Below are 23,268 nucleotides of genomic sequence, written 5' to 3'. Positions count from 1 at the left end.
CTTCGCGCTCGCCGCCCCTGCCGCCTCCTGGCCGGACCAGTTGCGCTTGGGCGGCGCTGGCGGCGAGCGCGAAGGAGAGCGCCAAAGCCACAGCGAAAGCCTTGCGGGATTGCGTGATCATTTGCCGTCTCCTCACTCTTCGTGATTTGATTGCTGGCCGCCGTGATAACCAAATGCGGACCTATTCTAATCCTGTCCGCGCCCGCGCGCAAATCGACCTTGGCGGGCGCGATTTTGCGATTTTGCGCAAGGCTTGTTATCAGGGCGCCCGACACCGTGACCAAACTCTGTTTCAGGATAACATCATGCGTCCATCCAAACGCGCGCCCGATGCGATGCGCCCCGTCTCCATCGAGCGCAATGTCGCGCGCTACGCCGAAGGCTCCTGCCTGGTAAAATTCGGCGGCACCCACGTGCTTTGCACCGCCTCGCTGGAGGACAAGCCGCCGCAATGGCTGCGCGGTCAGGGCAAGGGCTGGATCACCGCCGAATACGCCATGCTGCCGCGCGCCACCCACACCCGCACGCGCCGCGAGACGACCAAGCCCTCGGGCCGCACCCAGGAAATCCAGCGGCTGATCGGCCGCTCCTTGCGCGCCGTCACCAATTTGCAAGCCCTGGGCGAGCGCCAGATCACGCTCGACTGCGACGTGATCCAGGCCGACGGCGGCACGCGCACGGCTTCGATCACCGGCGCCTGGGTCGCCCTGCACGATTGCCTGAAATGGATGCGCGACCGCTCCATGATCAAGGACATGCCGCTGAAGGACCATGTCGCCGCCGTCTCCTGCGGCATCTACAAGGGTGAGCCGGTGCTCGACCTCGATTATGACGAGGATTCGGTCGCCCATACCGACGGCAATTTCGTCATCACCGGAACCGGCGGTCTGGTCGAGGTGCAGGCCACCGCCGAAGGCGCGGTGTTTTCGGAAGAGGAACTCACAAAACTGCTCGGCCTTGCGCGCAAGGGCGTGACGGAACTGATCGCGTTGCAAAAGCAGGCGCTCACCGCATGAGCGGCAAACTGACGGGAAAAATCGTCATCGCGACCCATAACGCGGGCAAGCTGCGCGAAATGCGCGAATTGCTCGCGCCCTACGGGGTCGAGGCGGTTTCGGCCGGCGAACTGGGCCTGGACGAGCCGGAGGAAACCGGCTCGGACTTTTTGAGCAACGCGCTGATCAAGGCCCGCGCCGCCGCCAAGGCCACTGATATGCCCGCCTTCGCCGACGATTCCGGCCTGTGCGTTGATGCGCTCGTCGGCGCGCCCGGCATTTTTTCGGCGCGCTGGGCCGGCGAGTCCAAGGATTTTGCCGCCGCCATGGCGCGGATCGAAGCGGAGGTGAAAAACTCCGGCTCGCCTTCGCGCCGCGCCCATTTCGTCTCGGCGCTCGCTGTCGTCTGGCCCGATGGCGAAGAGGCGAGTTTTGAGGGCAAGGTTTTTGGCGACCTGACCTTTCCGCCGCGCGGAACGGCCGGGTTCGGCTACGATCCCTGTTTTACGCCCGACGGCCATTCGCGGACGTTCGGCGAGATGACGGCGGAGGAAAAGCACGGCATTCCCGCTGATGGATCGCAGGCGCTGTCGCACCGGGCGCGGGCGTTTCAGATGATGGCGGCGGCGCTGCTGGACTAGAGCATGATCCCAAAAAGTGGACGCCGGTTTTTGGAAAAGATCGTGCGAAAACAAAGAGTCTAGGGCGCGCCTTACCAGCGCACGTCCATCCTCTCGCTCAATTCGTCCTTGACCCGCCGCGCCGTCACTCCGCTCGCGCGCAGCTCGCGCAGCGGGATGGAGGACTTGCTTTTCGCCAGTTTCTTGCCCTCCGCGTCCAGCACCAGCCGATGGTGGCGGTAATCGGGGGTGGGATAGCCGAACAGCTTTTGCAGCAGCACATGCAGGCCGGTCGCGGGTTCGAGGTCCAAGCCGCGTAAAACATCGGTGATCCCCTGCGCAAAATCGTCGTGGACGCAGGCGAGATGGTAGGAGGCGGGAACGTCGCGGCGGCCGATCACCACATCGCCCCACAAATCGGGCCGCGCGGTCATGGCCTGCGCCGTCTCGCCCTCGAAAAACTCGCGATAGCTCAGCGGCGCCGCGACCTCCGCCAGCGCGCGCGCCATGTCGAGCCGCAGCGTGAATTTTTCGCCCGCCGCGAGTCTTTCCGCGCGCCGCCGCGGCGACAATTCGCGGCACGAGCCAGAATAAAGCGGCGAGCCGTCGGGGTCTCTTGGCCAATCCGGTTTATCGGCGATCCCCGCCGCGATGGCGCCGCGCGTGCAAAAACAGGGATAGGCCAGCCCGCGCCCGACCAGTCCGTCCAAAATCGTGCGATAGGCGCCAAAAAAATCTGATTGCCGCCGCTCGGGTCTGGGCCAGTCGAGGCCGAGCCAAGCCAGATCCTCGCGCAGCGCCTGCTCGAAGCGCGGTTTGGAGCGTTCACGGTCGATGTTTTCGATGCGCAGCAGCAACAGCCCGTCGTGGTCGCGTGAAAACCGCGCGTTCATCAAGGCCGAATAAGCATGGCCCAGGTGCAGGAACCCATTGGGCGAAGGCGCGAAACGACAAATCAAATCAGAAATCGCTGGCTATGCCCTTGCGCTCCCAATCGCCGTAGCGCACCGGCTCGGGACCGGACGGCCCCAGAAATTCCGGGGGACGCTCGGGCGCCGGGCCAGCGGCGCGGCGGCGCTCTTCCGCTTCGGCAAGCGCCCGCCGCGCTTCCGGCGTCAATTTTTTCTTTGCCGCGACAGCCGTTTCGTCACTTGCGGACTGCGTATCGCTCATTTTACTCAACCCGCCGCTGTGCTAGGAAACCATCAGCCGATTCATAATCCAAAACCGCCGGCGCGCAACTCCCACCATCACGGGCGCATGAACAGAAACAACGATAAAAGTGTCGGCCGGCCAATCCGCAAGACCGGCGCGGCGGGCAAGGTCAAGCCGCAGACCGCCGAACAGGCCGCCGCCGAGGCTTTGGCCCATCCGGGCCTCGCCGCCCGCGTCGCCGCCGCCGCCATCATCGGCGACGTGGTTCAGGGCGGCCACACGCTGGACGAAAAATTCGCGGCCGAAACCGCCCCATCCCGGATGTCCGGCGTGGCCGAGCGCGACCGTGGCCTCGCCCGCTCCATCGCCACCGTGGCCCTGCGCCGGCTCGGCACCATCCGGCTGGCGCTGAGCCAGTTGGTGGAAAAGGGACTGCCGCGCAATTGCGGCCCGCTGGAATGGGTTCTGATCGCCGGCGCCGCGCAAATCCTGTTTCTCGACATCCCCGACCACGCGGCGGTCGATCTCGCCGTGCGCGCCGCCCGGCTCGATACCAAAAGCGCCGGCTTCGCCAATCTGGTCAATGGCGTGCTGCGCAACCTGATCCGCCGCCGCGACGAATTCCTGGAGCTGTCCGACCCGCTCGAGGACGATACGCCGCACTGGCTGGCGGCGCGCTGGCGGCGCATCTATGGCGAGGACCGCGCGCAAATGATCGCGAGCGCGCATCGCGACGAGCCGACGCTCGACCTCACCGTCAAGAGCGACGCCGCCATCTGGGCGGAACGGCTGGGCGGGCGCGTCCTGCCCACCGGCTCCGTCCGGCTCGACACCCATGCGCCGATCCCCGAGCTTGCCGGCTATGCCGAGGGCGAATGGTGGGTGCAGGACGCCTCCGCCGCCGTGCCGGCCCGCGTGCTGGCGGTCAAGCCGGGCGAGCGCGTGCTGGATCTGTGCGCCGCGCCGGGCGGCAAGACCGCGCAACTCGCCAGCGCCGGCGCCAAGGTCGTCGCGCTCGACCGCTCGGCCGAACGGTTGAAGATTCTCGCCGCCAATCTCGCGCGATTGAAACTCGAAGCCGCGGTCGCCGTGGGCGACGCCGCGCAGTTCAAGGCCGAACCGTTCGACGCCATTCTGGTGGACGCGCCCTGTTCCGCAACGGGAACCGCGCGCCGCTGCCCCGATGTGCCCTGGATCAAGAAGCCCGGCGACATCGCCGCGCTCGCCGTCATCCAGGCGCGCATCCTCGACCATGCCCTGACCCTGCTGAAACCCGGCGGACGCCTGGTCTATTGCACCTGCTCGCTGGAGCCGGAGGAAGGCGAGGGGCAGATCGCCGCGCTGTTGCGGCGCAATCCCGACGTGTCCCACGAGCGGATCGACCCGCTGGCGTTCGGCCTGCCGGTGGAGGCCGCGACGGCGGACGGCGACCTGCGCCTGCTGCCCGACCTGCTGCCCGACCCCAACCCGCGCCAGCGCGGGCTCGACGGTTTTTACGTCGCCAGCCTGAAGAAACTCGGTTAACATCTCTTTAAGCTTGATCGGCGACCTTGCGTCGTGGGAACAATCGACGTGCTGCGACGCCTTGAGTTTAAAAGCCTTTGACGCAACCGAGCGCTCCGCCGCGAGCGGAAAACCTCCTTCTGCTGCGCCTGCTGGCCGGGCGCGGCGCCAGGAAGGCGCGCGTCGCGTTCGCCGCGCCGTTTCATCTGCTCGCCCGATGGAGCGCGCCGGAGCCTGAGCGGCTGCTGATCGCGCCGCAGGACATCCGCACCGGCGACGCCACCCAAGCGGGGGACATTTACGCCGGCTTCTTCACCTTCGCGGGCAAGATCGTCGACAGTCGCGGCGTTTCGCCCTTCGCGCTGAAACCGCCCTCGGCGGAATGGGGGCGCGCGCTCAACGGCTTCGGCTGGCTGCGCCACCTGCGCGCCGCCGATTCGGCGCTGGCGCGCGCCAACGCCCGCGCGCTGGTCAAGGAATTCATCGCCCTGCGGGGAAGACCTTCAAACCATCTGGCCTGGGCGCCCGAGGTCGTGGCGCGCCGCGCGCTGTCCTGGCTGAGCCAGTCGCCCATGCTGCTGGAAAACGTCGAATATGACGATTACCGCCGCTTCGTCGGCTTGCTCGTCGAGGGTCATCGGCTGTTGCAGCGCTGCCTCGCCGAAGGCCTGTCCGGCGAGACGCAACTCACCGCCGCCACGGCCATGACCGCGTTCGCGCTGTGCGCGCAGGGCGCGGCCTCGCAACTGACCGCCGCCTCCGCCGCGCTGTCCGGCCAGTTGAAGCTGCAAATCCTGCCCGATGGCGGCCCCATCACCCGCAATCCGCAGACCCTGGTCGATCTGATGTTCGATCTGCTGCCGCTGCGCCAGGCTTTCGCGGCGCGCGGCCTGCCGCCGCCGCCGGAACTGCTCAACGCCCTCGACCGGATGACGCCGGCCCTGCGCATGTTCCGCCACGGCGACGGAACGCTGGCCCTGTTCAACGGTATGGGCGTCACCGCGCCCGAAAGCGTGGCCACGCTGCTCGGCTATCAGGATTCGCATTCGGCGACGCTCGCCAACGCCCCGCACGCGGGCTATCAGCGGCTGGCGGCGGGCGCGGCGCTCGCGATCATGGATGTCGGTCCGGCCCCGCCGCCGCTGTTTTCGCGCGCGGCGCACGCGGGTTGCCTGTCCTTTGAATTCTCGATCGGCGGCGAGCGCCTTGTGGTCAATTGCGGCGCCCCCGGCGGCAGCCGCGCCGACCTGCGGGCGACCGCGCGCACCACCGCCGCCCATTCCACTTTGTCGCTCGACGATTCCTCCTCATGTCTGTTCGCGGGGGGCCAAGGCCTCGAAGGCTATTTCGAAGGCGAAATCCTGTCCGGCCCCGCCGCGATCATCTGTAGCCGCGACGAACGCGCCGAGGAAATCGCGGTGACGGCGAGCCATGACGGCTATGTCAGGCGCTACGGGCTGCGGCATGAACGCCGGCTTGGCCTGAGCCGCGACGGCCGTTGGCTGCGTGGCCGCGATCGTCTGGTCGCGGCGTCCGACGCCGCGCCCGGCGATTTCGCCTATGCCCTGCGCTTCCACCTCCATCCGAAAATCACCGCCTCCCCCCTCGACCAGGGGCGCGGCGCGCTGTTGCTCGGACCGGGGACGACGGTGGTGTTCGAGGCCGGCGGCTTGCCGATTTCGATCGAGGAGAGCATTTTCTTCGCCGCGCCAGGGGGGCCGCGTCCCTGCGCGCAACTGGCGATCCAGGGCAATGCGGCGGATATCGCGGAAATTCTGTGGTCTTTCAACGTGCGACAGCCGGCCTAGAGCGTTTTCAAGCGAAGTGGATTCCGGTTCGCGTGAAGAAAACGCGTAAAAACATGAATCTGGAGCGTGTTCGGTGAACCGATGTTCACCGAACACGCTCTAAGCAGGATTTCCGAAAAGTCGCCGCCGGTTTTCGGATAAAAATCCTGCTCAAACAAAGGAATCCAAGCCAACGACTGTTAGCTTAGCATGATCCCAAAAAGTGGACACCGGTTTTTGGAAAAGATCATGCGAAAACAAAAAGTCTAGAGCGCGATGCGTTTCCGTGGAAACGCATCGCGCTCTAGAAGAAGCCGGCGTTAACGCCAAGGCCCTCCGATTGTTTGATTCGCGCCGGAAACATGCTAATCGCGGCGTCAGAATGGCCAAGAAGGCCCCGTCGCGGCCCGCCCGAACCGCGGAAGAATTTTTAGAAAAGAGAGACAAGATGACTGACGCTCGTGTCCTGAAGCGCGCGCTGCTTTCCGTTTCCGACAAGACCGGCCTGATCGATTTCGCCCGCGCCCTTTCCGCGCGAGGCGTCGCCCTTGTATCCACGGGCGGCACGCGAAAGGCCATAGCGAACGCCGGCATCCCCGTGGTCGACGTCGCCGACGTCACCGGCTTTCCGGAAATGATGGACGGCCGTGTCAAGACGCTGCACCCAAAAGTCCACGGCGGCCTGCTGGCGATCCGCGAAAATCCCGAACATGAGGCGGCCATGCTCGCCCACGGCATCGAGCCGATCGACCTGCTGGTGGTCAACCTCTATCCGTTCGAGGCGACGGTCGCCAAGGGCGCCGACTGGGACGAAACCATCGAGAATATCGACATCGGCGGCCCCGCCATGATCCGCGCCGCCGCCAAGAACCACGACGACGTCGCTGTGGTGGTCGATGTCGCGGATTATGCGACCATCCTCGCCGCGCTGGAAGCGCACGACGGCGCCACCACGCGGTCCCTGCGCAAAAAGCTCGCGCAAAAAGCTTACGCGCGCACCGCCGCCTATGACTCGGCCATTTCCAACTGGCTGGCGCAGGCCATTGGCGAGGACACGCCGGACTATCGCGCGGTCGGCGGCAAGCTGTCCGAACCCATGCGTTACGGCGAAAACCCGCACCAGAAGGCCGGCTTCTATCTCACCGGCGAGAACCGGCCCGGCGTCGCCACCGCGCGGCAGGTGCAGGGCAAGCAACTGTCCTACAACAATGTCAACGACACCGACGCCGCCTTCGAACTGGCGTCGGAATTCGATCCCGCCCGCACGGCGGCGGTGGCCATCATCAAGCACTCCAACCCCTGCGGCGTGGCGGAGGGCGGCAGCCTCAAGGACGCCTATCTGCGGGCGCTCGCCTGCGATCCGGTCTCGGCCTTCGGCGGCATTGTCGCGCTCAATCGCAAGCTCGACGCGGCGTCGGCGGCGGAAATCGTGAAAATCTTCACCGAGGTCATCATCGCGCCCGACGCCGACGAGGAAGCCATCGCGCTGATCGCGGCCAAGAAGAACCTGCGTCTGCTGCTCACCGGCGCGCTGCCCGATCCGCGCAAGAGCGGCCTCACCGTGCGCTCGGTGTCCGGCGGCCTGCTGTTCCAGTCGCGTGACAACGCGGTGGTGGACGACATGGAGCTGAAGGTCGTCACCAAGCGCGCGCCGACCGCGCGGGAGCTGGCCGACCTGAAATTCGCCTTCCGCATCGCCAAGCACGTCAAGTCCAACGCCATTGTTTACGCAAAGGACGGCGCGACGGTCGGCATTGGCGCGGGCCAGATGAGCCGGGTCGATTCCTCGCGCATCGCCGCCTGGAAGGCCGCCGAGGCCGCCAAGGCCGCCGGCCTGCCGGAAAGCCTGACCAAGGGCTCGGTGGTGGCGTCGGACGCCTTCTTCCCCTTCGCCGACGGCCTGCTGGCGGCGGCCGAGGCCGGCGCGACGGCGGTGATCCAGCCCGGCGGCTCCATGCGCGACGAGGACGTGATCAAGGCGGCGGACGAAGCCGGCCTCGCCATGGTGCTGACCGGCCATCGCCATTTCCGCCACTGATACGAAATCCGAATGATCCATTTTTGATTTCGTATTCCTTTCGCGGGGAACTCCGCCTTCGCTTCAAGGAGTTCCCCGCGAGTTGTTTCCGCGGATCGCGGAGCGATCTCGCGGAAACCGTATGAGGCAGCGCCGGGGGGCGCGCGTTTTCAAGCCTGACGCAAAAGAGCGGATCGCCGCGAGCGGGAAGATTTCCCCCGCCCGCGGCGAAATTGATTCATGGGCTACCCATTGATTCCAAACCGGCAACGCGGTTGCGGCGCGCGTTGGCTTGAACATGGCCTTGCTGTGGCCGTAATTTCCGGAAAAAACTCGACAAATAGTAACCTGAGTACCCGTGAAAGATTATGGCGCAGTCTCTCTCCACCTACCTCTCCGCTCCCGCATTCCCGTTACGCAAATCTCCGGATGACCTGACCTCCTGGACCGAGGCGGCAGTCTGCGACAGACTGTTCGGATTTTATTCGACCGCCTTCGCCGAAACCGACCGCGCCCGCCAGGCGGCGCGGCTGCATTGGTCGTGTTGGCGCGCTTTCCTCACCAAGCTGCCCGCCCAGGGCCGCGCCTCGCGGCAGGCGCTGGCGCGCATCGTCAAGGAGGCGCGGCTCGATCCCGCGCTGATCGACCGCGCCGACGCCCTGGTGGTGGACGAACTCGCCGATCTCGTGCTGCACCGCTATCGCCGCGCGCCGGAGCAGGGGAAGACCTACGTCACCCGTCTTATCTCGGCGGCCACGCAAATGGCGGGAGGGCGCGGGAACTAGCGCATATTCCCGAAAAGTGTGCGCGGTTTTCGGAAAAGAATATGCGCAAAACCAAAGATTTAGAGCAAGTTCGGTGAACGGGAGTTCACCGAACTTGCTCTAGAAGTCTTGGCGCGCATGGGGCGAACGGATGTTAGCCCCATGCGCGCCGATTGTTCAGAGCGCGTGAACGTAGCCGCTCTGTTCGGCGAGACGCGCCAGATCGGTCTCCGGGCGCGCGCCATAATGCTGGATGATTTCCGCCGCCGCCAGGGCGCCGAGCCGGGCGCAATGGTCGAGCGGATGGCCCTTGGTGAGGCCGGCGAGGAAGCCGGCGGCGAACAGGTCGCCGGCGCCGGTGGTGTCCACCAGCTTCTCGATCGGCGCCGCGGGAACGGCGATGACTTCGCCGGCGCGCAGGATGACCGCGCCCTGCTCGCCCCGGGTCGTGGCGGCCAGAACCTTTTCCTGCCGCAGCGCCGCGAGCGCGGCGTCGATATCGGCGGTCTGGTAGAGCGCGTGCAATTCGGTTTCGTTGGCGAAGACGATATCGACCACGCCCTCGCGCATGAGGCCAAGAAATTCGTCGCGGTAGCGGTCAACGCAGAACGTGTCGGACAGGGTCAGCGCGACCTGCCGTCCGGCCGCATGGGCGATTTTCGCCGCCTCGACGAAAGCCTGCTTGGCGTGCGGCGGATCCCAGAGATAGCCTTCAAGATAGAGCACCTGCGAACCCTGGATGGCCGCTGCGTCGAGATCGGCCACGGTCAGGTTCTGGCAGGCGCCGAGATAGGTGTTCATGGTGCGCTGGCCGTCCGGCGTCACCAGCACGAGGCAGCGCGCCGTGCTCGGCCCCTGCGTCGCGGGCGGCGTGGCGAAATGCACGCCCACGGCCTTGATGTCGTGGGTGAAGGCCTGTCCCGCCTCGTCGTCGCGCACCTTGCCCACGAAAGCCGCCTTGGCCCCGAAACTGGCGAGTCCCGCCACGGTATTGGCCGCCGAACCGCCGGAGACGATGGCGGTCGCGCCCATGGCGTCGTAGAGCGCGAGCGCCTGACGTTCGTCAACCAATTGCATGCCGCCCTTGCGCAACCCCTGCGTGACGAGAAAAGCGTCATCGACCGGAGCGAGAACATCGACAATGGCGTTGCCGAGCGCGAGGACGTCGAAAGTGGTCTTGGACATGGGCTGATCCTTGAAAATGTCGCCTGCTCTTGCAGCGCCGCGCGCGAGCGGTCAAGAGCTTCCGCGGATCGGAGCCGCGCGCAAACGGGCGGGACGCGCGTTTTTTTGCGATGACCATGCGGCGGGCAAACCGACCCCGGAGCCAGGCGTGGCGCTTTCACGCGCCCGTTTGGCCGATTTGGCGTGGTGTTTGTCAAACTTGGCGGAGCAGACGTTCAACGGAGCTGACATGACACAGTCCACCGCCAACGGACGGAGACTGTCATGCGCACGGATATTGAATTCGCTTCGGAAGGCCGCACCCTGCGTGGGTGGCTCTACAGACCGGCGGGAGCTCGCGGCGATCGCCCGGCCATCGTCATGGCGCACGGCCTGTCTTGCGTGAAAGAGCAATATCTCGATCGTTACGCCGAGGTCTTTGTCGCCGCGGGTTTCTGCGTGGTCCTTTACGATCACGCCAATTTCGGCGACAGCGACGGCCTGCCGCGCCAGGAGGTCGATCCCGTGCTCCAGCGGCGCGGCTATCGCGATGCGATCAGCTTTGCCCAGGCGACGCGCGGGATCGACGCCGATCGCATCGGTGTCTGGGGGACCAGCTACAGCGGCGGGCATGTCCTCGAAGTCGCCGCGATCGATCGCCGTGTGAAATGCGTCGTCAGTCAAGTGCCGACCATCAGCGGCTATCAGTCGGCGCTGCGCAGGACCCGCGCCGATCTCACGCCCGGTCTTCTCGCGCGTTTCGAGGCGGATCGCGCCGGACGCTTCCGCGGCGATGCGCCAATGATGCTGCCCGCCATATCCGACGATCCGGCGGTCGCCTGCGCCATGGGTGGCATGGACAGCTACGACTATTTTACGGGAACGCGGAGCTTCGCGCCGAATTGGCGCAACGAAATCACCTTGCGCAGCGCGGAACTGGCGCGCGAGAATGAGCCGGGAATTTTTATCGAGCGCATAAGTCCGACGCCCTTGCTGATGATCGTGGCCAAACAAGACGTCCTGACAGCCGCCGATCTCAGTCTGAGCGCCTATCAGCGGGCTTTGCCGCCCAAACATCTCGTTTTGACGCCGGGAGGCCATTTCGATCCCTATGTCCGTTATTTCGAGCTCACCAGCGCAGCCGCCCGCGACTGGTTCAGTGAGCGCCTCCTCGCCAACGACGTGTGAGAGCGAAGAGGCGCGCCCCTTCGCAATCCGCAGGCAAAGCCGGACGGCGCCGCTCGCCATCGAAGCCGCAGCGCGGGACTATCCGAACGGATGGATCGTTGGCCCGCATAGCCATCGGCAAGGTCAGTTTATCCACGCAACCGCCGGCGTCATGGAGATCCGCGCCGGGAACCGGCTTTGGCTTGTCCCGCCGCAACGCGCCGTATGGATGCCGCCGCGAAGGGTTCACGAACTGCGCGCGCGTGGGGCGGTCTCGATGAGAACCATCTATGTCGCGCCGGAGCGCGTCCCTCCAGGCTTTGGCGATGCGCCGGAAGGTTATGTCGTGACGCCGCTCCTGCGTGAACTGATCGTGCGGACAATTTATCGCGGTGAACATGATGTGGACGCCGCGCGGCGCGCGCGTCTCGCCAATGTGCTGTTCGACGAACTGGACGCCGCGCCGATTGATTCGCTTTCCTTGGCGCTGCCGAAAGACGCGCGCCTCGCGCGCGCCTGCGCAGACATTCTCGACACTCCCGGCGGGGATGACAGCCTCGCCGCGTTGGCGCGATCGTCAGGGGCCTCAACCCGCACATTGGCGCGGTTGGCGCATGAGGAATTCGGCTGCGCCCTGTCTGTCTGGCGCCAGCAGGCGCGTATCCTGGCGGCGGCGCCCATGCTGATTGCAGGCGAGTCGGTCATCCGAACATCGCAGGCCCTCGGTTATGAAACCCCGGGCGCCTTCTCCGCCATGTTCAAACGCATCGTGGGCGTGACGCCGCGCGCTTTCGTCGCGGGACGATGCGCGGATCGGAGTTTTTAGAGACTGAAAGCCTATCCGCCGTTCCGCGACAGGGGCGGATGCGATTCGCAACACCGCCCCGCCGCCTTGCGCATCAGCCTTGCCGGTTGCGCCGCAGGCGCACGTAGAACGCGCCGCCGCCGCCATGGGGCCGCGCCGCCTCCTCGACCGAAACCACCAGCGCCCGCAGCGACGGTTCGCGCAGCCACAGCGGCGCCGCCCGGCGCAGCACGCCACGCTCCAGGCCGGACGTCTCCGACGCCGGCCCGCCCTTGCCGGTGATCACCAGGACAATCCGGGCGTCCTGGGCGACGGCGCGGTGAATAAAGCCGATCAGCGCGTGATGGGCCTGCGCTTGCGTCATGCCGTGCAGGTCGATGCGGTCGTCGATGGCCTCGCGGCCCGAGGCGAGGCGCCGGCGCAGCTTTTTCTCGATCGGGGCGAGCGGCGGCGGTTCGCGACGGGACGGCTTGGCCGGAAGGACCGGCGCGACCAGAATCATGGGCGTGGCCGGAGACGGCGCGGGCGCCAACAACGCCTCGGGCGTCACGCGCTTGCGACCGCCGCGCGGAACCACATCCGCGACGACATGGCGCCACAGGGCAAGCTCCTCGCGCGACAGCAGGCGCACAATCGATTTCTTCTTGCTGTCGGGAGGGAGCACGCCGCTATTCCTTCGGCAGCAGCAGGTAAAATTGCCCGTGGTGGCGCAGGGCGCCCGCGCGCAGACCGGCCGAGTCGCCGAGGCCGAAATAGATGTCGGCCCGCCCCGGCCCGACAATGGCCGAACCGGTGTCCTGCGCGATCGTCACCCGGCGGAACGGCTCCGGCGCGTCGCTGCGCCAGGGCAGGGCCGCGTCAATGTAGAACGGCAGGCCGTAGGGCCAGAGGGCCTTGTCCACCGCAATCGAGCGCAACGGGGTCAACGCCGCCCCGCTGGCGCCTTCGGGTTGCGCGGCCCCCTTGTCGAAATGGCCCTCGAAAAACACGAAGGAGCGGTTCTGGCGCAGGAGATCGTCGCCCTCCTCGCCCTTTTCCAATCCGTGCGACCGCAGCCAGGCGATCAGGCGCGGCATGGTCATCTCCGCCGGGGTGGAGACGCCGCGCTGCACCAGAATGCGCGCGATGGCGGTATAGGGCTGGCCGTTGCGGCCGGCGAAACCCAGGCGATAGATGCGCCCATCGGGCAGGCGCACCCGCGCCGACCCCTGCACCTGCGCCAGGAACAGATCGGCCCGGTCGCGTAGGTAAACCAGCTTTCTGGCGCCCGAAGGCTCCAGCGCGCCGTCTTCGATCTCCGCGCGGTCGGGATAGGGTTCGAGCGCGCCTTTCCCCCGCCGCGCCGCCGTCAGGCCCGGCAGTTGCGTGGTCGTCACCAGATCGGGCGGACGGCCGTAAACCGGCGTCGGGAATGCGCGGGTCGGGGTGAGCGAACCCGGGATTTCCGGCTGGTAATAGCCGGTGAAGAACGAATCCGGCGCCGCATCGGGAACGACCCGGAAGGGCTGGAAATGGCGCCTGAACACATCCGTCGCGCCGGCTTGCGCCGCTGAACACGCTTTTTTCCAGGCCGTCGCGTTAAATTCCGGAAGATTTGGCGCGAGCGGGAGCCGTCCGCAGCTCTTGCGCCAGACCGCGAGCGCCTCGCCGGGCTTTTCATCGTAATCCGGCAGATCGCTCCACGACAGCTTTTCAAGCGCATAGCCGCGCCCTTCCGCAACGCAGGGGGCGGCGGAAGCGCCAAAACCCGCGAACAGAAGGGCGCAGGCGATCGCGCGCGAGAAAATCATTGTCCCGGCGAGGTCGCGACCAGGGTCCAGTTGGGCGCGCCGGAGTCATGCGGCCGCGCGAAGGTCCAGATGTCGATCACATTGGCCGGGGCGGTCGGATCGCCTTCGACCAGCGCGCCATCCGGCCCATGCGTGGCGGTGATGAACTGGCCGTCGAAGCGCACGGCGACAATGGCGAGGTTCTTTTCCACCCGCGCTTCCACGATCTTCGCGTCGTTGAGGCCGACGAGCGTGGTCTGCATGGTCTCGCCGCGCGCCTTGCGCGCGTCCAGCGCCGTCTTGAAGCCGGCGAGCACATCCGGGCTGGTCAGGCCCCGCAGCGCCTCCTCGTCGCCGTCCGAAAAAGCCTTGACGATCATCTCATAAGCCGAGCACGCGCCGCCGAGGAAGCTTTTCGGCGAAAAATCGCGCTGTGCTTTGGCGATCTCCTCGAATCCGCGCCAGACCGGCCCGCCGCGTTCGGCGCACTCGCTCCACTCCAGCTCCATCGGCGAAGGTTGCGCCGGCGCGCCAGGCGCGGAAGCTGGCGGCCCATTTTGGAATCTCTGTTCGAAACCCTCGCGCTCGCCCAGCAGGGACCGCAACTTCCACAAGACAAAAGCGGCGAGAACGACGAAAATGATGGTAACGGAATCAACCTGCATGGCGCCCCTCGTGACAGGCCGGCGTTGCGCCGCGACGACCGCGCGGCCATATGATGCGATGGGTAGCATTGCCCGACCCCGCCAGCAAGGCGGCGACGCTTGGAGAGATTGAACGCATGAAAGGCTTCTCGGCCCTGTTCCGTTCGGTGTTCGGACCGGTCATCATGATCTGGGTCGTGGCCGAACTCGCCGCCTTCTACGCTGTCGCGCGGGTCGTCGGCCTCGGCGGGGCCTTGGTCGCGGGCGTGCTGACGACGCTGTTCGGCTTCTCGCTGTTGCGCGAGAACGCCGCGGTCGCCTTGCAGCGGCTGCGCGCGGTGATCGACGGCACCACGCCGCGCGACGGCGCCATCGCCGAGGGCATGATCGGCGCCTTTGGCGCCATGCTGCTGATCTTGCCCGGTTTCCTGTCCGATCTGGTCGGCCTCGTCCTCACCATCCCCTCGGTGCGCGACGATCTCGCCATGAAAATGCGGCGCCCGGCGCGGCGCGGCGACCCCGAACTCACCGCGATCGACCTCAACCCCAGCGAGTGGCGCATCACGGACGCCTCCTCGGAGCGCAGGCCGCGCAAACAGTGACTTTCGGCACATTACACATTCAGGCCGCGTGGGATGATCGCGGTGTTGACGTCACGTCCGCGCGCGCCTTGTTTTCCATCGGCGTTTCGTGCTAGGCGGCGTTTCAGGCGGACTCCACCGCCGCCTTGCGTCCCGTTGCGAGCCTTCGCGGCGGCCAGGGTTCTCACCGACGCATCGGGCCAGACCCGAAATCCGCAGGAGATTTTCATGACCGACACCAATGGTGGCCAGGCGAATGCGCCGGCGTTGAATTGCCTTGTCCAGTATTGCAAGGATCTTTCCTTCGAGAATCCGAATGCGCCGCGTTCGCTCGGCCCCCAGGAGAAGTCGCCGAACATCAACATCCAGGTCAACGTCAACGCCAAGCAGCTCGCCGAGCACGATTTCGAAGTGGATATCCTGCTTGAGGGCTCCGCCGGCGAAGGCGCCGAGGCCCTGTTCAAGTTTGAGCTGACCTATTCCGGCGTGTTCCGCCTGATCAACATCCCGGCCGATCAGTCGCATCCCGTCGTGATGATCGAATGCCCGCGCCTGCTGTTCCCGTTCGCGCGCCAGATCGTCGCCGAGGCCGTGCGCAACGGCGGCTTCCCCCCGCTCTATCTCGACCCGATCGACTTCGCCACGCTCTACGCCCAGCGCATGGCGCAGGCCGAGGCCACCGGCCAAGCCGTTCCCCCGGCGGCGAACAACTGATCGATTGGTTTCGAAACGGCATGACCCCGGCGCGGAGGCGACTCCCGCCGGGTTTTTCTTGAGCGCGCGTCCGCGTGGGCTGGGATATCACTCCGCCGATTGGGTTTTGGGCCTTAGCATGATCCCAAAAAGTGGACACCGGTTTTTGGAAAAGATCATGCGAAAACAAAGAGTCTAGAGCGCGATGCGTTTCCGTGGAAAAGCATCGCGCTCTAATGCGCCTCGTCCCAATTGTCGGCCGCCAGCGCCTCCACCAGCACCGGCACGGAAAGCGCGACCGACGGTAAGGCCGCGCCCTCCATCACCTCGCGCACCACGCGAATCGTCGCGTCCACCTCGGCTTCCGGCGCCTCGAACACCAGTTCGTCATGCACCTGCAACAGCATTTGCGCGGACAGTTTCGCCGCGGCAAGGGCGGCGTCCATGCGGACCATCGCGCGGCGGATGATGTCGGCCGCCGCCCCCTGAATCGGCGCATTGATGGCCGCGCGCTCGTTGAAGGCGCGCTCGGACGCGTTGCTGGCGGTGATGCGGGGATAATGACACTTGCGCCCGAACAACGTGCTGACATAGCCCTGCTCGCGGCACAATTTCTTGGTGCGGTCCATATAGGCGCGAATGCCGGGAAATCTCTCGAAATAGAGTTTGATGTAGGCCCCGGCCTCCTCGCGCGAAATGCCGAGCTGGTTGGCGAGTCCGAAGGCGGAAATGCCATAGACAATGCCGAAATTGATCGCCTTGGCGCGGCGGCGGATGTCGGCGGGCATGCCCTCGACCGGAACGCCGAAAATCTCCGACGCCGTGCGCGCGTGAATGTCCTGCCCCTCGGCAAACGCCTGCTTCAGCTGGGGAATGTCGGCGATATGGGCGAGCAGGCGCAATTCGATCTGCGAATAATCCGCCGAAATCAGCTTTTGGCCCGGCGCGGCGATGAAGGCGCGCCGAATTTTGCGCCCGGCTTCGTTGCGCACCGGAATATTCTGCAGATTCGGTTCTGACGACGACAGCCGCCCCGTTGACGTCGCCGCGAGGGAATAGGAGGTGTGGACGCGCCCGGTTTGCGGATTGACATAGCGCGGCAGGTTTTCGGCATAGGTCGAGCGCAGCTTCTGCACCTGCCGCCAGTCCAGCAATTTGGCGGCGAGCGCGTTGCCCTGTTCCGCCAGATCGTCGAGCACGCTGGCCGAGGTGGACCAGGCGCCGGTCGCGGTTTTTTTCGCGCCGGACAGGCCGAGCTTGCCGAACAGAATGTCGCCGACCTGCTTGGGCGAGCCGAGATTGAAGGTCTCGCCCGCCATGTCGTGAACCTCCGCCTCCAGCCGCGCCATGTCCTGCGCGAATTCGCCCGATAGCCGCGCCAGAATGGCGCGATCGACGCAGATTCCGCGCCGCTCCATCCGCGCCAGCACCAGGGGCATGGGCCGCTCCAGCGTCTCATAGACGGTCGCCATGCTCTCGGCGACGAGGCGCGGCTGCAACACGTTCCATAGTCTGAGGGTCACATCGGCGTCTTCGGCCGAATATTCAGTCGCCTTGTCGAGCGGAACACGCGCGAAACCGACGAAGCTCTTGCCCTGTCCGGCCACCTCGGCGAACGGGATCGAACGATGTTCGAGAAATTTCAGCGCAAGCTCATCCATGCCGTGGCCGTTGAGTCCGGCGTCGAGCGTATAGGAGGCGAGCATTGTGTCCTGAACCGGCGCGACCTCGATCCCGTGCTGGGCCAGCACCTGCCAATCATATTTGACGTTTTGCGCGATCTTGACCACCGAAGGCGCCGTGAGCAGCGGCTTGAGCAGATCGAGCGTCTCGCGCAGGGGCAATTGCCCGGCGACGAGATCGGAGCCGAACAGGTCCTCCGCCCCGGCCTTGTGGCCGAAGGGCAGATAGCAGGCGCGGTTGGGGCCGAGCGCCAGCGACAGGCCGACCAGATTGGCCTGCATGGCGTCGAGCGAGTCGGTTTCGGTGTCGAAACAGACGAAACCGGCCTCGAAAGCCGCCGCCACCCAGTCCCGCACCTGGTCAAGCGAGGACAGGCAAAGATATTTGTCGCGCTCCACCGGCGCCTTGGCGGCCTCCAGCCGCGCGGTGGCGAGCGCGGAGGGACCGGCGACCACGGTCGGCGCCTCGGGTTGTTCCGGAACTGGCTGGGGCGCCGCCTCGCCATTGCGCCCGCGCCAGCCGCCCGCGCCGAGAAAGGCGGGATCGGGGTCGATGGCGCCGGCGTCCACCTCGAACAGTTCCGCCACGCGCCGGGTGATGGTGGTGAATTCCATCGCCTTGAGAAAAGCCACCAGCGCCTTGCCGTCGGGCTGATGCAGCCGCAGATCGGACAAAGGCGTGGTCACCGCCACATCATCGACCAGCGTCACCAGCGTCTTGGACAGCCGCACCTTCTCCACCACGGCCGGATCGGTCAGGGTCTCGCGGCGTTTGTTCTGCTTGATCTCGCCGGCGCGGGCGAGCAACGTATCGAGATCGCCATAGTCGCCGATCAGCTGTGCGGCGGTCTTCACGCCAATGCCCGGCGCGCCCGGCACATTGTCGGTGGAATCGCCCGCAAGCGCCTGAATATCGACCACTTTTTCGGGGGGCGCGCCGAAATAGGCGACGACCTCGTCGCGCCCGATGCGCCGCTCCTCGCGCTCGCCGGAAGCGGGGTCGAACATGGCGACGCAAGGGCGCACCAGTTGCATCAAATCCTTGTCGGCGGAGATGATGGTGACATCGGCCCCGGCCTGCGCGGCTTGGCGCGCATAGGTCGCGATCAGATCGTCGGCCTCATAGACATCCTGCTCGACCGGTTCGAGTCCGAACGCCCGCACGGCGGCGCGAAACAGCGGAAACTGCGGGACGAGGTCTTCGGGCGGCTCGGAGCGGTTGGCCTTGTAGGCAGGATAAAGCGCCTTGCGGAAGGAATTCTCGCTCTTGTCGAAAATAATGACGAGATGAGTCGGCTTGATCCCGGCCGCGCCCTCGCGCACGAATTGCAGAAGTTTGGCGCAGAACAGCCGCACGGCCCCGGTCGGCAGCCGGTCGGCGCGATAATTGTACTTCTTGTCCTGACGGATCGATTGAAAATAGGCGCGAAAGATGAAATTCGATCCATCGACGAGGAAAACATGATCGCCCGTGGCAAGGGGGGGGGAGCTATTGGTCATTCGGTTCTTCGGACAGGAGGAGCGTCCGAACTTACACGAAAGCGCCCCCCTCCCAAACCGAACAAAATGCTTTGCCGGACAGGGCGTATCGGTTAAACAAAGGGCAGGCACCCGTAGCTCAGCTGGATAGAGCGCTGCCCTCCGAAGGCAGAGGCCACAGGTTCGAATCCTGTCGGGTGCGCCAACAAAACCCCTGATAAACCGAGGATTTCGCAAGTGCGATCCTCGTGTTCCCAGCCTAAAACGCAGGTTGTCACACCGCTTGTCACACTGGTGGACAGGCATGGCAACGTTTCGCAAGAGGGGGGGTCGCTGGCAGGCACAGGTGCGACTCAAGGGTCAAGCCCCTGTATCGCAGTCGTTCGGCACCAAGGCCGAGGCTGAAAAATGGGCTAGGCAGATTGAAGCCGCCGCTGATCAAGGCCAATCGACCGACCCGCAATCCCAGATGGCTGAACTCAGGTTGGACGATTTGTTGGTCCGGTATGCGGAAACCGTTACTCCGGCCAAGAAGGGATCACACTCCGAATCATATCGGCTGAAGACCTTGCGGGGTCACTCGATAGCGCAAACGCCGCTGACCAAGCTCAACTCGGCCAAGGTGGCTACCTACAGGGATGACCGGCTGAAACAGGTGTCTTCCTCGTCCGTGCGCCGAGAGTTGACCATCCTGCGGCACTGCTTGCAGGTGGCCATGGTGGACTGGGGCATTCCGCTGAAGGCGAACCCCGCCGCTGAGATCAAGAGGCCCAAGGAGGCGCTCTCAAGGGACCGAAGGGTCAGCACCGAAGAACTGGAAGCCCTCAGAAAAGCTCTTGGTGTGTGTCGCAACCCGTTGGTGGCCTGCATTGTCCACTTCGCCATTCATACAGGGATGCGCCGGGGGGAGATTCTTGCCTTCCGCTGGTGCGATGTGAACACGGATGAGCGCACCGTGAGCCTGAGAAACACCAAGAATGGTCATCCCCGCACTGTACCACTAAGCCCTGCCGCCATTCACGCCCTTCCTGTGCGCCCCGAGGGATGCAAGGACACAGATCGAGTGTTCCCCATGAGCGCCAACGCTGTGCGCCTGTCATGGGAACGCTTGAAGCGTAGAGCCGGGATAAACGACCTGCATTTCCACGACCTTCGTCATGAGGCCATCAGCAGGTTCTTCGAACTAGGGCTATCTATCCCTGAAGTCAGCCTGATCAGCGGCCACAAGGATGCACGGATGCTGTTCCGGTACACGCACCTGAAACCGGTCAATGTTGCTGAGAAGCTTTCTAAGCTGATGCTGGAGGCACCGCCTTCATAGGTTCTGTAGCTAATTCATTGGCGGCTCCGCAAGGCAGGCTATTCCTATTGGACCATTACTAAAATGTAAGGCCACTCGAAACGATCTGCCGCTTGCGATGGCAATGGACGTTTAGCCCCGCCTGTGTGGAGGCTGTAACGGCACCCCTCGCATCGGAAAGCGTCGTAATGCCGGATAGGCGTTGAGAGGTTGAGAGAGGATTTAGCTCATTACGCTTTCCGCTTTCAGCAAAACGGACTAGCGTACAAGGGAGATTCGGTGTGCCTTTGCTGCGCCCATGCTTAATTGCAACACACCTGTTTTGAGGAGGCTATTGTGAGCCCAATTTTAACAAATCGAGTAAAGACTCATATAGATTCCTCACTTCGCGCCATCATGCACATAGCAGACTGCAGTGGAGACTCTGGTATTTACTCAAGAGGCATTGTCGGCATCTGCATAGCAAGCCTTGGCGGGGTCGATTACACTACGGCTTGCCGTTACATCACAGACGGCGGTAGGGACAACGGTATCGACGGCGTTTTTTATGAGAAGACGAAAAACACCTTATACATCGTTCAGTCAAAATGGTCGGAAAAGGGCACAGGGACCATTGAGACAGGTGATCTGCATAAATTCATTATGGGGGTCTACGCTCTTCTTAACGAGGAATGGAGCAAATTCAATGATCGCTTCAACACTATAAAGAATGAGATATCTGGAGCCATTAAGAACGACCCCGCTATCGTTTTAGTCATTGCTTACAACAGCGATAATAAAATAAGCTCTGATTGCAAATCAATAATTGAGAAATTCCTTGACGACAACAACCTTGATTCTCAGGAGGTCGTATCATACAAAACATTCAGTCTAAAAGACATCGTGAGAGCGATGAGGTCTGTTCATAATGGATTAAAGACAGATGCAGAGGTAGCATTACTTCAGTGGGGTGAACAGAAAATACCATACTACGCCATATACGGAAAGGTATCATGTGCTGACGTTGCCACATGGTATCAGGCGCATGGTGACCTTCTTTTTACAGAGAACATAAGAGGGTGCCTGTCAGATAGTGATATAAATGCACAGATTGAGGCAACAATACTGAGGTCACCGCTGGACTTTTGGTATCTCAACAATGGTATTACTGCGATAGCCGACAAAATAATTCGACGGCCTGTCAATCTTGGACTACAGAAGGACAGCGGTAACTGGAACATAGATAACCTTAAAATTGTCAATGGAGCGCAGACAACAAGTTCTATAGCTGCTGCATACGACAAGAAGCCAGACGCAGTGAAGACTGCTTACGTCCATATCAAGATAATATCAATTGAAGACGCCCACATAGACATTTCGAATAGAATTACAACAGCGACAAACACTCAGAATAAAGTTGAGCCGAGAGATTTCTTAGCACTGGATGCTCAGCAAGATGGCTTTGCCGACGCATTCAGATCGATAGGGATTCAATATTGCTTCCGACGCGGCGAGAAAGTTTTAGATCCGGTGAAGGGGCTTGATGTTCAGGAACTTGCAATGGCTCTCGCTATTTCTGGAAATGACGTAACTACGGTTGTGGTGGCAAAGAGAAACGCCGGCTCCCTCACCGATCCAGCTGGTTACTACCCGAAGTTATTTTCGGAAGCCCCTGCCGCAACGCTCGCATGGAAAGCGGTTCAGAGATGGCGAGCTGCAGCAAAGGCCGTTGAAACGTTCTCTGCGTCGATGACGGGACGAGACGCTCAACTGGCTATCCACGGGAACAGATTTCTGGAACATCTCTTGCTTCGCTCTCAGACGAGCACCCTCAACTCTAAAGACGTTGAGGTCGCTCACGGTCACCTAAAGCAAGCAATAGACGAGCACTTCGGCGAATCTTATCTTGCTGTTCTTTTTAAGAACGCTAAGAAGTGCAAAATACTGCGAGACACGATTGACGCGCAGACCACTCCCGTTCCGGTTTAAGTTCAATGACGAAGACTGTTCAATAATAGCTTACTGGTGGTTGCAAGACAGACGCAGTATGCGCAGTTGATGAATGGGAGGCGACCGAAGCCGCCCCACCGCTGTTGTCATGCTGTGCTGAGGGTGATCACCAAGGCGCGGATGCGTCATCAGTTGGGGGAGGTCGATGGGTCACGATGTCCTGAGGTTCTTGAGCCTCCTCGACGATCTCCTTGGCACGTTCAGCAACGGTCTTCTGGTTCTCGCCCATCTTGCTCTGCGGACAGGTAAGAATATTGACGGAGGCATGACGATCCCGAGCCTCGACCAGTGACGGTAGCAGATCGAAATTCGCCTTCTTCCTCAGTGGCGCAAGCGCAGCCTCAGATCCATCCCCAAGCCGAGCAAAGATCCAAGTGCCGAGGTAGTTATCCGAGCAGACGAAGTGGACCTTGGACCTTGCCGGAATGCGATTGAGCACAGCTATGCTCCCCTCGATCAATAGTCTGGTTTGGTGATCCACCGTCGATGACCCGCTTATCTCCTCATAGGTACCTTTGCTGATGATATGGGCACACCATGCATAGGGGCCTGTCGATGAACCACTCAAGGCATGAAGGTAGACCTTGACCTTGTTGGGCGTGCTCATCATGCAGCCTCCCTCATCGACACAGGGTGTTCACCGATGTCACGCCCTGCCAGCCAGTCTTTGAGTAGGTTACGCATCCTTTCCGATGGGATGAACAAATGGATTGGCTTGTCGTCCCTAATCTGTGACCTCCATATCCACTGGAGCATGGCCCCAAGGGCGAACATGTCTTCGTTCAGTTTGACTCCCTTATCATCGAAGTACCGTTTGATTACCGGATGGCAGAACCAGTTGCATAGGTACGCGATTGACGACTTGTGACGATAGTTGTTGCTAGCCTTCATGTTGTTCGGAATCCAACCACGGGAATAACCCTTACCTGCAAGATGTTTCCTCTGCTTACCGAAGGCCGTCCAAGCGTTCTCACGGGAGTGCGACTTGGCCACCCTGCCGAAGAACGATTCTGAACCGCGCCGGGTTGTATCCCTCCGCCGTGGGCCGCAGGGATCGGCGTTTGAGGCTATACAGCGGGGTGCAGGACGCCATCGGACTTGAACGTCTTTATGGCTTCGGCGAGAGTGAGGCCACGATTAAGGCAATGCAACTG

The 23,268-nt window shown here is 63.3% G+C and carries 20 protein-coding genes and 1 tRNA gene; 13 read left to right on the top strand and 8 right to left on the bottom strand.

The window, feature by feature from the left end:
* Positions 1-305: 305 nt before the first annotated feature.
* Both rph and rdgB read left to right on the top strand, forming a co-directional pair.
* A complete protein-coding gene (rph, locus tag CCR94_RS03125) occupies positions 306-1,016 on the top strand; it encodes a ribonuclease PH (RefSeq protein ID WP_104506422.1) in 711 nt (236 codons plus the stop codon).
* A complete protein-coding gene (gene rdgB / locus CCR94_RS03120; protein ID WP_104506418.1) occupies positions 1,013-1,636 on the top strand; it encodes an RdgB/HAM1 family non-canonical purine NTP pyrophosphatase in 624 nt (207 codons plus the stop codon). Before rph ends, rdgB begins: the two co-directional genes overlap by 4 nt.
* A gap of 71 nt (positions 1,637-1,707) precedes the next feature.
* Here the strand turns inward: rdgB and gluQRS are convergent, their stop codons facing one another.
* Together gluQRS and CCR94_RS03110 are read right to left on the bottom strand one after the other, a co-directional pair.
* Positions 1,708-2,574: a tRNA glutamyl-Q(34) synthetase GluQRS gene (gene gluQRS / locus CCR94_RS03115; protein ID WP_210302475.1), complete on the bottom strand. Its 867-nt coding sequence runs from the start codon at positions 2,572-2,574 to the stop codon at positions 1,708-1,710.
* Position 2,575: 1 nt separating this feature from the next.
* Positions 2,576-2,788 (bottom strand): DUF1674 domain-containing protein, encoded by a 213-nt coding sequence (locus tag CCR94_RS03110; protein WP_104506416.1) that lies wholly within the window; start codon positions 2,786-2,788, stop codon positions 2,576-2,578.
* Positions 2,789-2,875: 87 nt separating this feature from the next.
* On the opposite strand from CCR94_RS03110, the gene CCR94_RS03105 reads away from it, so the two are divergent.
* The 4 genes from CCR94_RS03105 to CCR94_RS03090 all read left to right on the top strand — a co-directional run bounded on the left by CCR94_RS03105 (position 2,876) and on the right by CCR94_RS03090 (position 8,862).
* Positions 2,876-4,294 (top strand): RsmB/NOP family class I SAM-dependent RNA methyltransferase, encoded by a 1,419-nt coding sequence (locus CCR94_RS03105; RefSeq protein ID WP_104506415.1) that lies wholly within the window; start codon positions 2,876-2,878, stop codon positions 4,292-4,294.
* 77 nt (positions 4,295-4,371) lie between these two features.
* Entirely contained in the window at positions 4,372-6,081 is a 1,710-nt protein-coding gene (locus CCR94_RS03100; RefSeq protein ID WP_244593922.1) for a heparinase II/III family protein, read from the top strand.
* Between the two features lie 427 nt (positions 6,082-6,508).
* Positions 6,509-8,098 carry a bifunctional phosphoribosylaminoimidazolecarboxamide formyltransferase/IMP cyclohydrolase gene (gene purH / locus CCR94_RS03095; protein ID WP_206605767.1) on the top strand — a complete coding sequence of 530 codons (1,590 nt, stop codon included), beginning with the start codon at positions 6,509-6,511 and terminating at the stop codon, positions 8,096-8,098.
* A 347-nt stretch (positions 8,099-8,445) separates the two neighbouring features.
* Positions 8,446-8,862 carry a hypothetical protein gene (locus CCR94_RS03090; protein WP_104506413.1) on the top strand — a complete coding sequence of 139 codons (417 nt, stop codon included), beginning with the start codon at positions 8,446-8,448 and terminating at the stop codon, positions 8,860-8,862.
* Positions 8,863-9,018: 156 nt separating this feature from the next.
* Here the strand turns inward: CCR94_RS03090 and CCR94_RS03085 are convergent, their stop codons facing one another.
* Positions 9,019-10,026, bottom strand: coding sequence for an adenosine kinase (locus tag CCR94_RS03085; RefSeq protein WP_104506412.1), 1,008 nt, complete (start codon positions 10,024-10,026; stop codon positions 9,019-9,021).
* Positions 10,027-10,290: 264 nt separating this feature from the next.
* Between CCR94_RS03085 and CCR94_RS03080 the strand changes: the two genes are divergently transcribed.
* Positions 10,291-11,193: an alpha/beta hydrolase gene (locus tag CCR94_RS03080; RefSeq protein WP_104506411.1), complete on the top strand. Its 903-nt coding sequence runs from the start codon at positions 10,291-10,293 to the stop codon at positions 11,191-11,193.
* The gene (locus CCR94_RS26295; protein ID WP_104506410.1) at positions 11,117-11,998 is read left to right on the top strand and encodes an AraC family transcriptional regulator; all 882 of its coding nucleotides are present in this window, start codon (positions 11,117-11,119) and stop codon (positions 11,996-11,998) included. The genes CCR94_RS03080 and CCR94_RS26295 overlap by 77 nt, the downstream gene beginning before the upstream one ends.
* 73 nt (positions 11,999-12,071) lie before the next feature.
* On the opposite strand, the gene CCR94_RS03070 is transcribed toward CCR94_RS26295, so the two are convergent.
* Genes CCR94_RS03070 through CCR94_RS03060 form a run of 3 tightly spaced genes read right to left on the bottom strand, consistent with a single transcriptional unit; the run spans position 12,072 to position 14,411 of the window.
* On the bottom strand, positions 12,072-12,641 hold the full coding sequence (locus CCR94_RS03070) for a Smr/MutS family protein (protein WP_244593920.1): 570 nt from the start codon (positions 12,639-12,641) through the stop codon (positions 12,072-12,074).
* Positions 12,642-12,645: 4 nt separating this feature from the next.
* Complete coding sequence (mltA, locus tag CCR94_RS03065) at positions 12,646-13,767, bottom strand: murein transglycosylase A (protein ID WP_104506409.1); 1,122 nt, start codon at positions 13,765-13,767, stop codon at positions 12,646-12,648.
* Positions 13,764-14,411 (bottom strand): Tim44/TimA family putative adaptor protein, encoded by a 648-nt coding sequence (locus CCR94_RS03060; RefSeq protein WP_158254597.1) that lies wholly within the window; start codon positions 14,409-14,411, stop codon positions 13,764-13,766. The genes mltA and CCR94_RS03060 overlap by 4 nt, the downstream gene beginning before the upstream one ends.
* Positions 14,412-14,527: 116 nt before the next feature.
* Here CCR94_RS03060 and CCR94_RS03055 point away from each other — a divergent pair, with 116 nt between their 5' ends.
* Positions 14,528-14,992 carry an FxsA family protein gene (locus tag CCR94_RS03055; protein WP_158254596.1) on the top strand — a complete coding sequence of 155 codons (465 nt, stop codon included), beginning with the start codon at positions 14,528-14,530 and terminating at the stop codon, positions 14,990-14,992.
* 207 nt (positions 14,993-15,199) lie between these two features.
* Positions 15,200-15,685 carry a protein-export chaperone SecB gene (gene secB, locus CCR94_RS03050; protein ID WP_104506419.1) on the top strand — a complete coding sequence of 162 codons (486 nt, stop codon included), beginning with the start codon at positions 15,200-15,202 and terminating at the stop codon, positions 15,683-15,685.
* Between the two features lie 212 nt (positions 15,686-15,897).
* Here secB and polA read toward each other — a convergent pair whose 3' ends face one another.
* Positions 15,898-18,846 (bottom strand): DNA polymerase I, encoded by a 2,949-nt coding sequence (polA, locus tag CCR94_RS03045; RefSeq protein WP_104506406.1) that lies wholly within the window; start codon positions 18,844-18,846, stop codon positions 15,898-15,900.
* 107 nt (positions 18,847-18,953) lie between these two features.
* Here polA and CCR94_RS03040 point away from each other — a divergent pair.
* From CCR94_RS03040 to CCR94_RS03030, 3 genes are all read left to right on the top strand, one after another.
* Positions 18,954-19,030, top strand: a tRNA-Arg gene (locus tag CCR94_RS03040).
* A gap of 99 nt (positions 19,031-19,129) precedes the next feature.
* Entirely contained in the window at positions 19,130-20,146 is a 1,017-nt protein-coding gene (locus CCR94_RS03035) for an integrase (protein ID WP_104506405.1), read from the top strand.
* Positions 20,147-20,521: 375 nt separating this feature from the next.
* Positions 20,522-22,093: an AIPR family protein gene (locus CCR94_RS03030; RefSeq protein ID WP_104506404.1), complete on the top strand. Its 1,572-nt coding sequence runs from the start codon at positions 20,522-20,524 to the stop codon at positions 22,091-22,093.
* Positions 22,094-22,220: 127 nt separating this feature from the next.
* Here the strand turns inward: CCR94_RS03030 and CCR94_RS03025 are convergent, their stop codons facing one another.
* Complete coding sequence (locus CCR94_RS03025) at positions 22,221-22,721, bottom strand: hypothetical protein (protein WP_146089833.1); 501 nt, start codon at positions 22,719-22,721, stop codon at positions 22,221-22,223.
* Between the last annotated feature and the right edge of the window lie 547 nt (positions 22,722-23,268).

It is taken from the genome of Rhodoblastus sphagnicola (genome assembly GCF_002937075.1).
In the GTDB taxonomy this organism is placed as follows: Bacteria; Pseudomonadota; Alphaproteobacteria; order Rhizobiales; family Beijerinckiaceae; genus Rhodoblastus; species Rhodoblastus sphagnicola.
Note: the sequence above shows the minus strand (reverse complement) of the source record. Positions and strands in the feature narration are given on the sequence as shown.